12 protein-coding genes are annotated in these 13,728 nt (G+C 66.4%); 1 reads left to right on the top strand and 11 read right to left on the bottom strand.

What is annotated here, in order from left to right:
• Positions 1 to 28: 28 nt before the first annotated feature.
• The 8 genes from HPC46_RS22205 to HPC46_RS22170 all read right to left on the bottom strand — a co-directional run bounded on the left by HPC46_RS22205 (position 29) and on the right by HPC46_RS22170 (position 8,032).
• A complete protein-coding gene (locus HPC46_RS22205; RefSeq protein WP_233716568.1) occupies positions 29 to 793 on the bottom strand; it encodes an enoyl-CoA hydratase/isomerase family protein in 765 nt (254 codons plus the stop codon).
• Positions 794 to 801: 8 nt separating this feature from the next.
• A complete protein-coding gene (locus HPC46_RS22200) occupies positions 802 to 1,560 on the bottom strand; it encodes an SDR family NAD(P)-dependent oxidoreductase (protein ID WP_179473916.1) in 759 nt (252 codons plus the stop codon).
• Between the two features lie 29 nt (positions 1,561 to 1,589).
• Positions 1,590 to 2,534 (bottom strand): hydroxymethylglutaryl-CoA lyase, encoded by a 945-nt coding sequence (locus tag HPC46_RS22195; protein WP_179473914.1) that lies wholly within the window; start codon positions 2,532 to 2,534, stop codon positions 1,590 to 1,592.
• Positions 2,531 to 3,757, bottom strand: coding sequence for an acetyl-CoA hydrolase/transferase family protein (locus HPC46_RS22190; protein WP_179473912.1), 1,227 nt, complete (start codon positions 3,755 to 3,757; stop codon positions 2,531 to 2,533). The genes HPC46_RS22195 and HPC46_RS22190 overlap by 4 nt, the downstream gene beginning before the upstream one ends.
• Positions 3,754 to 4,956 carry a thiolase family protein gene (locus HPC46_RS22185; protein ID WP_179473910.1) on the bottom strand — a complete coding sequence of 401 codons (1,203 nt, stop codon included), beginning with the start codon at positions 4,954 to 4,956 and terminating at the stop codon, positions 3,754 to 3,756. The genes HPC46_RS22190 and HPC46_RS22185 overlap by 4 nt, the downstream gene beginning before the upstream one ends.
• Positions 4,957 to 5,727, bottom strand: a complete 771-nt coding sequence (locus tag HPC46_RS22180; protein ID WP_179473908.1) for an SDR family NAD(P)-dependent oxidoreductase — start codon at positions 5,725 to 5,727, stop codon at positions 4,957 to 4,959.
• Entirely contained in the window at positions 5,727 to 6,893 is a 1,167-nt protein-coding gene (locus HPC46_RS22175) for an acyl-CoA dehydrogenase family protein (protein ID WP_005141133.1), read from the bottom strand. The genes HPC46_RS22180 and HPC46_RS22175 overlap by 1 nt, the downstream gene beginning before the upstream one ends.
• 71 nt (positions 6,894 to 6,964) lie before the next feature.
• The gene (locus HPC46_RS22170; protein ID WP_179473906.1) at positions 6,965 to 8,032 is read right to left on the bottom strand and encodes an acyl-CoA dehydrogenase family protein; all 1,068 of its coding nucleotides are present in this window, start codon (positions 8,030 to 8,032) and stop codon (positions 6,965 to 6,967) included.
• A gap of 104 nt (positions 8,033 to 8,136) precedes the next feature.
• On the opposite strand from HPC46_RS22170, the gene HPC46_RS22165 reads away from it, so the two are divergent.
• Entirely contained in the window at positions 8,137 to 8,892 is a 756-nt protein-coding gene (locus HPC46_RS22165; protein WP_179473904.1) for a FadR/GntR family transcriptional regulator, read from the top strand.
• Here the strand turns inward: HPC46_RS22165 and HPC46_RS22160 are convergent.
• From HPC46_RS22160 to HPC46_RS22150, 3 genes are read right to left on the bottom strand one after another with little or no spacing between them, the layout of a single operon-like run.
• Positions 8,862 to 10,835: an AMP-binding protein gene (locus tag HPC46_RS22160; RefSeq protein ID WP_179473902.1), complete on the bottom strand. Its 1,974-nt coding sequence runs from the start codon at positions 10,833 to 10,835 to the stop codon at positions 8,862 to 8,864. The two genes, HPC46_RS22165 and HPC46_RS22160, sit on opposite strands and share 31 nt — an antisense overlap.
• A gap of 5 nt (positions 10,836 to 10,840) precedes the next feature.
• Positions 10,841 to 12,031, bottom strand: a complete 1,191-nt coding sequence (locus tag HPC46_RS22155; protein ID WP_179473900.1) for an acyl-CoA dehydrogenase family protein — start codon at positions 12,029 to 12,031, stop codon at positions 10,841 to 10,843.
• 6 nt (positions 12,032 to 12,037) lie between these two features.
• Entirely contained in the window at positions 12,038 to 13,708 is a 1,671-nt protein-coding gene (locus HPC46_RS22150) for an AMP-binding protein (protein ID WP_179473898.1), read from the bottom strand.
• Between the last annotated feature and the right edge of the window lie 20 nt (positions 13,709 to 13,728).

Genomic DNA, 13,728 nt, shown 5'->3' with positions numbered 1-13,728 from the left:
GTGGTGCTCCTTGACTCTGCCGGCCTTGTCAGGTGAAGTTCGGCTGTCGCTTTTCGACGAAGGCCCGCAGCCCTTCGGCCGCCTCGCCGTTTTCGAACAACTGCTGAATCTGTTCGACCTCGTAGCGCAGGCCGTCATCAAGTGGCAGAGCGTCGGCGGCATCGACGGTGCGGACGACCGCCTGCTGTGCGGGGGCCGACGCGGCGCACAGTTCGGCGGCCAACGCGCGGGCGGCGGACACCGCGGTGCCCGGGTCCACCAGCCGGTCGATCAGGCCGATCCGCAACGCGTCGGCGGCGTCGATCTGCCGGCCGGTCAGCATCAGATCCAGTGCCGGACCGCGGCCGACGAGCCTTGGCAACCGCTGCGTTCCGCCGGCACCGGGAATCAAACCGAGCTTGACCTCGGGAAGGCCGAGCTTGGATTGCGCACCCGCCACCCGCAGCGTGCAGGCCATCGCCAGTTCCAGTCCGCCACCGAGAGCGAGTCCGTCGATCGCGGCCACCGACAGGGCGGGGTGGCGCGCGAGCCGGTCCAGGCCCGAACGCAGGCCGTTGCCGTAGGCCTTGAACGAGGTGGCGTCCACGGTCGTCATGTGCTTGATGTCGGCGCCCGCGGCGAAGAATCCGTCAAGTGCCGATGACAGAATCAGCACCTTCGGACTCACATCGTCGGCGACGTCGAGGGCGGCGTGCAACCCGTCGACGATCGCCGGTCCCAGGGCGTTCGCCGGCGGCCGATTCAGCGCGATGTGCAGTATCGGTCCCTCGGCAGACCAGGTGACGGCACTCATTTGCTCGCTCAAGCCATCGTCAATCCGCCGCTGACCGACAGGGTCTGGCCAGTGATGTAGCTTGCGGCGTCGGAGGCGAAAAATGCCACCGCCGCCGCGATGTCGGCCGGATCGGCGAGGCGCTTCATGGGCACCGATCGGGTCATCCCGCCGATCACCTTGTCGGCTTCCTGCCCGGAGGCATCGGCGAACTTGCGCAGCGCAGGGGTATCCGTCGGCCCGGGGCACACGGTGTTGACGGTGACGCCCTTGGTGGCGACCTCGCGGGCCAGGGTCTTGCTGAACGCGATGATGCCGCCCTTGGCGCCGGAGTAGACGGCTTCCAGCGACGACCCCACACGCCCGGCGTCGGAGCCGATGTTGACCACCCGGCCGAAGCCCCGCTCCACCATGCCGGGTACGACGGCCTGGCTGACCCGCAACGCGCCCTTGAAGTTGATGTCGAGGATGCGGTCCCAGAAGTCCTCGGTGGTTTTCAGAAACGGCATGAAGTCGTCCCAGCCGGCGTTGTTGACCGCGATCTCGACCTCGCCGAGCTCGGCGGCGACGGTCTTGACGGCCGATCGCACCGATTCGGTGTCGGTGACATCGACATGCACGGCGATCGCCGTGCCGCCGGCCTGACCGATGCGCTCGGCGGTGTCCTGTGCGACCTCGAGGTTGAGGTCTGCGACGGCGACCCGGAAGCCGTTGGCGCCCAATGTCTGCGAGATCCCGGCGCCGATTCCTTGGGCGCCGCCGGTGACGAATGCGACTCGTGCTGTCATGATCTGCCTTTCAGTTTGTCGATGCCGAATTACCGGCAGCTGGGTGCGGAGGCGTCGGGATGCCAGTCGACCGGACCGGCGACGATGCAGTGGCTGGTCAGCTTGCGGCCGAGGATCTCTTGGGCGGCGCGGGCGGCGTCGATGACGGCAGTCAGGCTCACACCGGTCGGCACACCCATTTCGTGGAACATGTTGAGCAGGTCCTCGGTGGCGATGTTTCCGGTCGAGCCGGCAGGAACCGGGCAGCCGCCGAGTTCGCCGAAGCTCGATTCGAAGCTCGTGCAGCCGGCTTGCAGGGCCGCATAGGCATTGGCGATACCCTGCCCGCGGGTGTTGTGGAAATGCGCCGTGATCTCGATGCCGGGCAGACGCTCGATGGCCGCGGAGAAGATGTCGAAAACATAAGCGGGGTGCGCCATTCCGGTGGTGTCGCCGAAGCCGATCTCACGGCAGCCCGCCTCGGCGAACTGTTCGGCGAGGTCCAGGGTGCGTTGCATCGGGACCTTTCCCTCGAACGGGCACCCGAACGCGGTGGCGATCACGGCGGTGGGACGCAGGTCCTCGGCGTCGATGCGCTTGGCCACGATCGCGTTATCGGCCATTGATTCGTCGATGGTGCGGTTGACGTTGCGCTTGTTGTGGGTCTCCGAAGCGCTGACGAACATCGCGACTTCGTGGAAGCGCTCTCGGACCTTCAGCGCGTTGTCCAGTCCGCGGTTGTTGGGAACCAGAATCGTCAGCGACACGTGCTCGGGGATGTCCACGCCGTTGAGGACCTCGACGGCGTCGGCCAGTTGCGGGATGACGTCGGGGCGCACGAAGCTGGCGACCTCGATGCGGTCCAGGCCGGTGCGCGCCAGTTGGTTGATGAGGGCGATCTTGTCCGACGTGGCGATGACCTCGGGCTCGTTCTGAAAGCCGTCGCGGGGCCCTACTTCTCGTATCCTCGCGGCCGCAGGCAGGGTGGGGCTCATAAGCTGGTGATCTCCTTCTCCAGTTGTTCGCGGAAGTTCGGTGCGGCGATAGCCGCCAATCTGCGGGCGCGCTCGCCGATACTGCAGCCCCGTAGATGCGCCGCGCCGTGTTCGGTGACGACGACGTCGACGTCGGAGCGCGCGGTTGTCACGATCCCGCCGTCGAGGCGGGCTTTGATCGTCGAGCGGCCCCGGAATGCCGAGTGCAGCGCGATGATCGAGCGTTTCCCGGTCAGCGCGGCGGCGCGGGTGAAGTCGACCTGACCGCCCACTGCACCGACGTAGACGCCGCCGCTGAGCTCTGCGCCGACCTGTCCGGACAGATCCACCTCGACGGCGAAGTTGATCGATACCAGCGAGGCCAGCTGGGAAAGCACCTGTGGGGTATGGGTGTAACTGGTGGGCAGGAACCGCGTCGGCAGATCCGGTATGCGCCGATACAGTTCGGCCGAGCCGAGGGCAGTGCCGACAACGACAAGGCCGGGGTCGACTTCCTTGTGTCGCCCGGTGGCAACGCCCTTGTCCACCAGGCGCATCAGTCCGTCAGTGATCATGCCGGTGTGAAAGCCGAGATCCCGATGCTCCGCGAGCGCATCGAGGACGGCCGCGCCCAGCGATCCGACGCCGAGCTGCACGGTGTCGCCGTCGTCGACCAGCGCCGCGATGTGGGCGGCGATCTGGCGGTCCACCGGGCCCGGCGCGCGGGTCGGGTCTTCGGGCAGTGCCCGGCTGGTGGTGATGGTGGCGGCGAAGCGGTCGAGAGGGATCGGTGTGGATCCGATGGTGGCCGGCATCTGGTCGTTGATCTCGGCGATGAGCACCGGGGTGTGAGCGACGGCGTCGGCCACGTAGTCCACACCGACCCCCAGCGAGCAGCAGCCGTCGGAGTCGGGCGGGGCGACCTGCACCAGCCCGACGTCGCACGGGAGCCGTCGTTCGGCGAACATTCTCGGCAACGCCGAGTAGTGGCAGGGGACGACCTCGAGGCGTCCACTGCGGCTGAGCTCACGAAGCTCGCCCAGCCCGCCGTAGGACACCATCGACATGCGCTGCGGCATGGTCACCGCGAGCTGGTCGTTCCAGGACAGGCCGGTGAACGTGCGAATGGGGCCGATGCGCGCGCTCTGCGCGATCAGCCCCTCCACCAGGGGACGGGGCTCGGCGGCCGCCTGGCCCCACCACACCCCGTCGCCTCGGCTGAGGAACTCGGTGAAATCGATCAAGACGGCACTCGCTGGATGATGGTGCCGGTGCCCAGGCCGCCGCCGCAGCACATGGTCACCAGGCCGAGGTTGGCCTGGCGGCGCTCGAGTTCGGCGACCAGCGTGGCGATGAGCCGTGCGCCGGTGGCGCCCACAGCATGGCCGAGTGCGATCGCCCCGCCGTTGACGTTGACCCGTTCGGGATCCGCCTTCAGTTCGCGCTGCCAGGCCAGGACGACTGACGAGAAGGCTTCGTTGACCTCGAAGAGGTCGATGTCGTCGACCGAAAGGTTATTACGCTCCAACAGTTTTCGGGTGGCCGGGATGGGTCCGGTGAGCATGATGATCGGGTCGACCCCGACGGTGGTCTGGTCGACGATGCGGGCCCGGATGCGCAGACCGTGCTCTCGTGCCGCGCCGAGCGAGCACAGCAGCACTGCCGCCGCGCCGTCCGAGATCGGCGATGAGGTGCCCGCCGTGACCCGCCCGTCGTCCTTGCGGAACACCGGCCGCAAGCCGGCGAGGGTGTCCGCAGTGGTCTCCGGACGCACGCATTGGTCAGTGCTGCGGACCTCGCCGTCCAGCGTCAGCGGCACCATCTCGGCGTCGAAGCGGTGCTCGGCGATCGCGGTGGCCGCCGATCGATGTGATGCGGCCGCGAACTCGTCCATCTCGGCCCGGCCGATACCCCAGCGGTCGGCGATGAGTTCGGCGCTCTCGCCCTGGTGCACGAAACTGTATTGCTCACGCAGTTCGGCCGGCCACGGGTCGCCGTACATCGCGCTGATCTTGGCGGGGGAGTCGATCGGGATGTGCCCCATGTGTTCGACACCGCCGGCGATGACGATGTCGTGGGTGCCCGATGCCACCAGCGCGGCGCCCATCTCGACTGCGGTCTGCGCTGACCCACAGCGTCGGTCCAGCGTCGTGGCCGGGACCTCCGGCGGAAAGCCGGCCTGTAGCCAGGCATTTCGCCCGATGTTGCGGGACTGCTCCCCGAACGGGGCGGTACAGCCGATGATCAGGTCGTCGACAACGGCCGGGTTCAGGCCGGTCCGGGCGATCAGGTCGGTGTAGCAGGCGGCCAGCATCGTGTTGGGATGCGTGTCGCGGTACCAGCCGCGTTCGGGATGCGATTTGCCGATGGGCGTGCGAATCGCCTCGGCGATGAACACGGGCCGCCCGGCGCGGGTGAAGGGTCCGTTGACCGGCGCGACCATTCAGATCACCGTCCCACCGTCGACGGGCAGGACCTGTCCGGTGATGTAGGAACCGGCGTCGGACGCCAGGAAGAGGAAGCTCGGCGCAATCTCTTCCGGAGTGGCCCACCGCCCCAACGGGATACGGGCCAGCGTCTTGGCCGCCAGCTTCTCGTTCGACCGGATGTTCGCGGTCATCGCAGTAGCCGCCAGCGGCGCGACGGCGTTCACCGTCACCGACGTGCGAGCCAGCTCGCGGGCAAGGGACTTTGTGAGCCCGATGATTCCAGCCTTGGCTGCGCCGTAGTTGGCCTGCCCGACCGTCCCGGTCAACCCGGCTGCCGACGTCACGTTGATGATCCGGCCCCGGCCGTCGTCGGGTAGAAGGGCTTGCGCGGCATGGCTACACAGAAAGCTGCCGACGAGATGGATGTCGACGATCCGGCGGAAGGTTTCCTCGGTCTGGTCGGCGAACATCGCCGGGGCGATGGCGCCCGCATTGTTGACCAGGATGTGCAGCGTGCCGCCCGCCAGGGCGGCAGCACGCTCGGCGGCCTCGGCGGCCGCGACGGCATCTCGTACGTCGAAGCCGAACGAGTCTGCCCGGCCCCCTTCTGCGGTGATCGTATCGGCGACCGCCGAGGCGGCACTCGCGTCGATATCGGCGACCAGTACCGCCGCGCCGGCCCGGGCAAAGGTGTGCGCAACCGCCGCGCCGACACCGCCGCCGGCTCCGGTCACCAGGGCCGACCGCCCGTCGAGCCGGAAAACCTCAGCCAATTCCCGCGTCATCAGTAGCTCCGCGGAAGGCCGAGGACGTGTGAGCCCAGGAAGTTGAGGATCATCTCTTGACTGATCGGTGCGATCCGCGTCAGGCGCGCTTCCCGGAAGTACCGGGCCACGTGGTACTCCTCGGAGTAACCCATGCCGCCGTGGGTTTGCAGCGCGCGGTCGGCGGCCTGGAATCCAGCGTCGGCACACAGGTACTTGGCGGTATTGGCCTCGCGCCCACACGGTTTGCCGTTGTCGTAGAGCCAGGTCGCCTTGCGTAGCATCAACTCCGCGGCGTCAAGCTGCGCCAGTGAGTCGGCCAGCGGGAACTGGATGCCCTGGTTCATTCCGATCGGTCGGCCGAAGACCTCGCGTTCACTGCCGTAGCGAACGGCCGCGCGTAAGGCGGCCCGCCCGATACCGAGCGCTTCGGCGGCGATCAGACAGCGTTCCGGGTTCAGGCCGTCGAGGATGTACTGAAAACCCTTGCCCTCCTCGCCGACCCGGTCCTCGAGAGGGATCTCCAGGCCGTCGATGAACAGCTCGTTAGAGGTCACCGCGTTGCGGCCCATCTTGGGGATCGGCCGGATGTCGACCTTGTCGCGGTCGAGGTCGGTCAGAAACAGCGTCAGCCCGTCGGTCTTTCGGCTGACGTCCTCGAACTTGGTTGTGCGGGTGAGTAGCAGAATCTTCTCGGATTCCACCGCTTTGGAGATCCACACCTTGCGGCCATTGACCACATAACGGTCGCCCTCGCGACGGGCGAACGTGGTGATGCGGGTGGTGTCCAGGCCCGCGCCAGGCTCGGTGACCCCGAAGCAGACGTGTAGATCACCGGTGACGATGCGGGGAAGCGTGCGGCGCTTGAGTTCGTCGGATCCGTGAACGATCACCGGGTGCATGCCGAAAATCGACATGTGGATCGAACTGGCGCCGTTCATCCCGGCACCGGACGCGGCGACTTCCTCTAGGAGCAGGGATGCCTCGGTGATCCCGTAGCCGTGGCCGCCGTACTCCTCGGGGGTGGTGATGCCGAGCCAACCACCGCTGGCGAAGGCGTCGTAGAACTCGCTGGGAAATTCGTGGTCATGATCCTTGGCCATCCAGTAGTGGTCGTCGAACTTGCCGGCGAGCTCTGCTACCGCGGACCGGATCGTCCGCTGATCGTCGCTCAGTTCGAAGTCCACGCTGGTCTCCCTTCGGAAGTGCTTTAGGTTATAAATATACTAATGGACAGACCAAAACTGAACCCTGTGTTCTAGGCCACCGACGGCATGATCGGCAGCATCGACGCGATCTGCTCGTTCCAGGCGGTCGGCGATCCGAACAGGACCCGGTTGAGCTTGGCGCGCTTGTAGAACAGCTGCAGGTCGTATTCCCACGTGTAACCGATGGCGCCATGCACGGTCAGTGCCGAGTCGGCGAGCGTTGCGCACTGGGCCGACACCTGGGCCTTGGCTGCTGCCGCGTGCAGGCCGGCATCTGGTCCGTTGTCCTGTACCGACGCGGCAGCGAACATCGCCACGGAATAGCCGGCCTCAATGGTGACCAGCATCTGAGCGCACGCATGCTTGACTGCCTGGAACGCGGCGACTGGTTTGCCGAATTGCTTGCGCTGCTTGGCATATTCGACGGACAAGTCAAGCATGCGTTCAGCGGCGCCGAGCGCATCGGCGGCTACCAGAACTGCTGCCCGGTTGGCGCTCCTCCTCAACACCTCACGCGCGTCGACGTCGACCACGACGGACTCGGCGGCATCGAACGCCACGTCGCCGACCGAGCGCGATCGATCGAGCAGGTGCCGTGGGCGCACGTCGACCCCGTCGCTCTCGCGCTCGACCAGGTACAGCCGGCATATGCCGTCCGGCGTCGTCGCAGGAACCAGGAAGCGGGCTGATTCGACCGCCGCGAGTACGCCAGGAACCTGGCCACTGATCCGGCCGTCCAGCCATGTCACGCCCGCGCTCGTTCCGGGAATCCGATCGCCGGGCACCGCCATGGTGGTCAGCTCACCCACCTCCAGCGCCGCCCGCGTCGGCGCCGGCACGTCGATGACTGCGCGGGCCAGCCAGCGTGCCGACGGTGCGCTTGCGCGGCCCAGTTCGCGGGCGGTGAGGGCCAGCTCGAGCAAACCGCCACCCTGTCCGCCGAGTTCCTCGCCGAAACCCACACCGGCCCAGCCGTCCTCGATGAGAACCTCGTCGAAGGCGCGTTGATCGCCGGTGTCGAGCCACGTGCGTACCTGCGCCGAACCCGCGCGGGCGGTCAGCCATTCCCGCAGGGAATCCGCATAGAGGGTCTGCTCGTCAGATAACTCCCAGTGCATTACGTTTCTCCAGACGGTAATTGCCGTCGACTCGAGAGGTTGCCGACACGGCTGAGCCTTGAGTGGTAACTTAGGTCTGACCATAAGTCCATTGAGGAGGCGTTATGGAGGGTGGCGACGCGCGGCCTGCGATCACGCTCGGGCCGGTGGACGTACCCAAAGCCCCCGACGTCCTGGCCCGTGAGCTCAGGGAGCGGATTCTGTCCGGGGAACTCGTGGAGGGCACCGCGCTGCCGGCCGAACGCGAGTTGGTCAAGCAAACCCAGATGAGCCGGGCGACCGTACGGGAAGCGTTGCGGATTCTCGAGGTTCAGAATCTGGTGCGGGTGAAGGCCGGCAGAGCCGGCGGCGCGTTCGTGCAGCGTCCCAGCACTGCTTCGATGGCCAACTCGGTAAGCATGTTGATTCGGGGCAGGCAGATCAAGCTGGCTGACTTGATGGAGACGCGTGAGGCGCTCGAACCGTTCTGTGCAGAACTCGCGGCCACCAAGCGCACGGAGGCCGACCTTGCGACGCTGGATCGGGCGAACGACGCCATCGCCGATCCTGGCGCCGATCTGTCCCGATTCCTGCAGGCCAACCTGGATTGGCATGTGGGGGTGGCGATTGCGAGTCATAACGAACTCCTGATCGGGTTCATGACGGCGCTCTCGCAAGCGATCTACACCGGCACGGCGAACGCGTCGTTCGTCGACACTTCGGTGCGTGCGGTGACCGCGCGGGCCCACAAGTCCATCACCAAAGCCATCCGCGACAAGGATGCTGAGGCGGCCGGGCGCAGGATGCGCAGGCACGTACACAGCTATGCGGCAGCGGCGCTCAAGGTGGATCAACGTGACTCCATCACTGTCGATGACTGAGTCGCCGCAACAACAACGTCGCGTATCGCGTTGACGGCATCGGGGTTCTCGGCGCCCGAGAGGTCGCCGGGATCGGTGCCGAGTGCGGCGGCTCGGATCGCGCGCCGCATGATCTTTGCCGATCTGGTCTTGGGCAGGGCGTCGACTCGCCAGATCTTCGACGGCGCGAACGGCTTCCCCAGCTGAGTGCTGACCAGGGCCTTCAGCTCGGCGGCGACAGTGGATTCTTCGGGATCGCTACCGGGGCGCGCAACCCAAAAGGCCCAAACGGTCTCGCCTTTCACCGGATCAGGCACGCCTATCGCAGCAGTCTCACTGACGGCAGGATGGGTCGACAGTGCCGACTCGACCTCGGCAGGCGCGAGCCGCTTACCCGCCACATTCATGACGTCGTCGGAGCGGCCGAGGATGAACCACTGACCGTCCTCGTCCACCATCGCGAAATCGCCGTGAGTCCACATGCCGGGGAAACGTGACCAATACGCGTCCAGGTAGCGCTGATCGTCCTTCCACACGCTGCGGGTCATCGACGGCCATGGCTGCCGGCACACCAGCTCGCCCACCTGCCCGCGAATGGAACGGCCGTTGTTGTCCACGACGTCGACGTCCATGCCCAGTGACGGCCCGCCCAGCGAGCAACTCCGGATCGGTTCGACCGGATAGGGCGCCAGGAACGAACCACCGACCTCGGTTCCTCCCGAGAAGTTGATGATCGGTACCCGCGCGCCGAACACCTCGCGTCCCAGCCAGTCGTAGGAGTCCGGATCCCATGGCTCGCCGGTCGAACCGAGGACGTGCACCGAGGACAGGTCGCGCGCGTGGATCTGGTCGAGATCGGAACCCTTCAACGTGCGGATGAGAGTGGGTGAGACACCGAGCATCGAAATCTTGTGCCGAGCAACGAGATCCCAGATCCGGTAGTTGTCCGGGATATCGGGAGATCCCTCATAAAGCATCAGCGCTGCCCCATTGGCATGCGTGCCGATGATCGACAGCGGACCCATGATCCAGCCCATGTCGGTGATCCAGCAGAACACGCCGTCCTGGCTCATGTCGAAGGAATAGGCCACCTCGCTCGCGGTCTTCACGAGGAAGCCGGCATGGGTGTGCACCGCGCCCTTCGGGCGCCCCGTGGTGCCCGAGGTGTAGCCGAGCAGAAGAGGGTGCATCGACGGAACAACCTCGGTGACGAGCTCGGCCTGCGTGCCGGTCAGTTCCGACCAGCGCGTGACCGTCGCGTTGACGTCGGGTTCGGTTGCAGTGCCGACGTTGTCGACGACGATGAGGTGTTCCGCAGTGGGGCAGTCCGACACGGCTGCGGCCAGTTGCGGGAGCATCGCCACTTCGCGGCCGCGCCGGATCGTGCCGTCGGCCACCACGACGGCCTTGACGTCGGCGTCGGTGAGCCGGGACGTGATGGCTGCCGCGGCGAAGCCGGAAAACAGCGGAACCAGTACGGCGCCAAGTGCCGCCACCGCGTAGACCGCGACGACCGCCTCCGGGATCATCGGCATATACAGTGCGACCGCGTCGCCGCGCTTGATCCCGATACGCCTCAATCCAGCTGCGGCCCTGGCGACTTCATCGGCCAATTGACCGTAGGTCAAAACAGTCGTCCGACCGTCCTCGGTCTCGTGTCGCACGGCGACCTGGTGCGGGTCGTTGTCACACCAGCGACGTAGGCAGGAGTCCACGACATTGAGCTCGCCGCCGACGAACCAGTCGGGATGTTCGATGCCCCGGCTCAGGTCGAGCAGCACGACATCGGGTACGGCGAAGGTGATCCCGAGGTCCTCGACCACCGCATCCCAGTACCACGCTGGGTGCGCGACGGAGCGATCCCGCAGTTCGTCGATACCGTCGAGTTTGTGCGCCCGGGCCAGGCGGGTGACGTTGGCGTTCTCGACGTAGTCCGGCGAGGGCAGCCATTGGTAGTCGCTCATGACTGTCACTCTCTCGGCATGCCGAGGATCCGCTCGGCGACGATATTGCGCTGGATGAACGTCGATCCGCCCGCGATCGCTGTGCCGCGCGCCTGATTGGCCAGCCGCAGCCACCGTTCACCGGCGACGTCGTCGGTGGGGGAATCTTTCTCCGGAAGTGCGAATTGGCCGTCCAGCTTCGACAGCGACAGTCCGAAGTCGGCTATGTCCTCTACCAGTGGGCAGAAGAACAGCTTGCCGATGGAGGTGACGGGCCCCGGCGGGCCGCCGCCGGCGGCGCCGGTGATGACCCGCTGACTGATGAGGTAGTGGGTCAGCGCCCGCCCGTAGAGATCCGCGATTCGTTGGCGTACCAGTGCATCGGTGCCCAACGGCCGTCCGTCGTCGCGGGTGTGTCCCGCAATCTCAGCGCACAGATCCGCGACCGCGCCAGTGGTGTTGACCCGGCCCGTCGCTATGCCGACGCGCTCGAAGGCCAGCGTGCCCATGGCGACACGCCACCCGTCGTCGATGTTGCCGACGACATCCTCGTCGCCGATGAATACGTCATCGAGAAATACTTCGTTGAATTCGGCCTCGCCGAGCATGTGGTCGAGCGGCCGGATACGGACCCCGGGCGAGGTCATGTTCAAGAGGAAGTAGGTGATTCCCCGATGCCGGGGTCCGCCGCCCGTGCGCGCCAACAGGATTGCGTAGGCGGCGAGCTGAGCGCGGCTGGTCCAGATCTTCTGACCGGTAATTCGCCAGCCGCCTTCGACTCTCACCGCCGCCGTCCGCAATGATGCAAGATCCGATCCGGCTTCTGGTTCGGAGAACAACTGGCACCAAATGTGTTCGCCGGTCAGGATCGGCCGCAGGTACCGCTGTTGTTGTGCGGCAGTGCCGAACGCGATGATCGTCGGGCCGGCGAAGTCCTCGCCGATGATGTTGAGCCGCTCGGGTGCCTTGGCGCGGTCGAGCTCTTCGGTGAAGACCGCCTTCAGCTTGGCGTTGGCGCCGCCGCCACCGAACTCCTGTGGCCACGACAATCCGGCGAACCCGGCATCGAACTGCATTCGCTGCCAGCGGGTCCAGTAGTCGCGCTTTTCGTCAAGGCGATGAGGCTCCGCGCCGCCGAGCTTCGGCAACGTGTCTGAGAGCCAAGACCGGATGCGCGCGCGGAATTCGGCTTCGGCAGTGCTGTCTTTGAGGTCCATGGACGCCTACTTCTCGGTCTTGGTCAGATCGGCCGCCTTCTGGCGGAGGACGTGCTTCTGAACCTTGCCGGTGGCTGTCATAGGCAGCTCGTCGATGGCTATCACGTGTTCGGGGGTCTTCTGGATCGCGACACCGTGGGCGGTGAGATAGGTCCGCAGGTCCTCCACTGTCGGCACGGGGTGGCCCTCGCGGGTGACCACGAAGACACCGACTCGTTCACCCAGTCGGTCATCGGGGAATCCGACGGCCGCGGAGTGGCTGAGGGCGGGATGGGATACCAGGTGGTCCTCGATCTCGCGCGCGCTGATGTTCATCCCGCCGCGGATGATGATGTCCTTCACGCGTCCGGTCACGCGGACGAAACCGTCCTCGCCCATCACGCCGAGGTCGCCCGACCGCGACAAGCCGTCCGGTGTGAACAGGTCGGCGGTCTCCTGCGGGTTGCCCAGGTAGCCGATCATGTGCGACGGGCCTTGGTAGGCGATGTCTCCTTCGGTCCCGCGCGGAACCTCCCGGCCGTCCTCGCCGACGATGGCGACGTGGTGGCCCTCCAGCGCGGCACCGTCAGAGTTGAGCGCCCGGTCAGGCGCGTCGGCGACGGTACAGCTTGTGGTGCAGAGATTCTCACTACGTCCGTAGAGGCTGAGCACCTTCAGATGGGGCAACGTCCGGGTCGCGCGTTCGACCACTGCGCGGGGGATCGGCGCTCCTGCACACACCCACAGCCGCAGCGTGCTCAGGTCGTCGCGCTCGAGGTCGAAGGACTCCAGCAGCATCTGCAGGAACGTTGTGGCGGTCACTGCCTGGGTGCAGCCGAATTCGGCGATCTCGGCCGCACCGCGAGTCGGCTCCCATTCGGCCATCACATGGGTGGACGCCCCATTGAGCAGCGGTACCAGGACGCTGGTGACGAGCCCGGTGGTGTGAGTGATGGGGGAAGGGCCGAACTGGACGTCGCTGTCGGTGTAGGCGAACGCCTTGGTAAGGCTGCGGGCACCGGAGCAGTAGGTGTTGAAGGTGTGTACGCAGCCCTTGGGGCGCGAGGTCGTCCCCGACGTGTAGACGATCACGAAGGGGTCATCGGCGCTGGGCTGGGCGGGCAGATCTTCGGCGGCCGTGGCCGAATCAGCGCGGGCTTCATCGAGAAGAGCGATACCACTGTCCTTTTCGGCCGCGAGGTCACGCGCGGCGTCGTCGGGACGGGCGATCAGAATGTCGAGGTCGCGCAGCTCGTCTCGGACATCGCGATACATGGCCAGGTAGTCGAAGTTCTTGAACGTTGCCGGCGCGATGACCCCGCGCAACTCGGCGTGGCCCGCCACGTAGCCGACCTCGTCGCGCCGGTAGATCGGCATGATCGGAACGGCGACCACGCCGATCCGGGACAGTGCAGCGACCACCTCGATGAACTCGACCCAGTTCGGCAGTTGGACCGCCACGGTGTCACCCGCCCGCCAACCCCGGGCGTGGAAACCGGCCGCCAGGCGCAGAACCGAGGCGTGGAGCTCGCGGTAGGTGAGTGACCGCCGGCCGTCGGTGACGAAGACCTTGTGCGGACGTTGTTCGGCCTGCCGTTCCAGCAGATCGAACAGAGTGTCGTCGCTCCAGAGGCCCGCGTCGCGATACCCGCGGACGACGTCAGCGGCGTATCGGTCGGTGTACTTCCCGGGCTTCATCTGTTCCGTCTCTCGAGCAG

Origin of the sequence: Mycolicibacterium vinylchloridicum, assembly GCF_013404075.1 — a bacterium.
Taxonomy (GTDB): domain Bacteria; phylum Actinomycetota; class Actinomycetes; order Mycobacteriales; family Mycobacteriaceae; genus Mycobacterium; species Mycobacterium vinylchloridicum.
This window is presented reverse-complemented; position numbering and strand designations above follow the sequence as displayed.

What these genes read in the sequence shown, in the direction of transcription:
- HPC46_RS22205 (WP_233716568.1), bottom strand. Translation starts at nt 793, where the DNA reads ATGAGTGCCGTCACCTGGTCTGCCGAGGGACCGATACTGCACATCGCG.
- HPC46_RS22170 (WP_179473906.1), bottom strand. Translation starts at nt 8,032, where the DNA reads ATGCACTGGGAGTTATCTGACGAGCAGACCCTCTATGCGGATTCCCTG.
- HPC46_RS22150 (WP_179473898.1), bottom strand. Translation starts at nt 13,708, where the DNA reads ATGAAGCCCGGGAAGTACACCGACCGATACGCCGCTGACGTCGTCCGC.
- HPC46_RS22160 (WP_179473902.1), bottom strand. Translation starts at nt 10,835, where the DNA reads ATGAGCGACTACCAATGGCTGCCCTCGCCGGACTACGTCGAGAACGCC.
- HPC46_RS22185 (WP_179473910.1), bottom strand. Translation starts at nt 4,956, where the DNA reads ATGGTCGCGCCGGTCAACGGACCCTTCACCCGCGCCGGGCGGCCCGTG.
- HPC46_RS22200 (WP_179473916.1), bottom strand. Translation starts at nt 1,560, where the DNA reads ATGACAGCACGAGTCGCATTCGTCACCGGCGGCGCCCAAGGAATCGGC.
- HPC46_RS22165 (WP_179473904.1), top strand. Translation starts at nt 8,137, where the DNA reads ATGGAGGGTGGCGACGCGCGGCCTGCGATCACGCTCGGGCCGGTGGAC.
- HPC46_RS22195 (WP_179473914.1), bottom strand. Translation starts at nt 2,534, where the DNA reads ATGAGCCCCACCCTGCCTGCGGCCGCGAGGATACGAGAAGTAGGGCCC.
- HPC46_RS22180 (WP_179473908.1), bottom strand. Translation starts at nt 5,727, where the DNA reads ATGACGCGGGAATTGGCTGAGGTTTTCCGGCTCGACGGGCGGTCGGCC.
- HPC46_RS22155 (WP_179473900.1), bottom strand. Translation starts at nt 12,031, where the DNA reads ATGGACCTCAAAGACAGCACTGCCGAAGCCGAATTCCGCGCGCGCATC.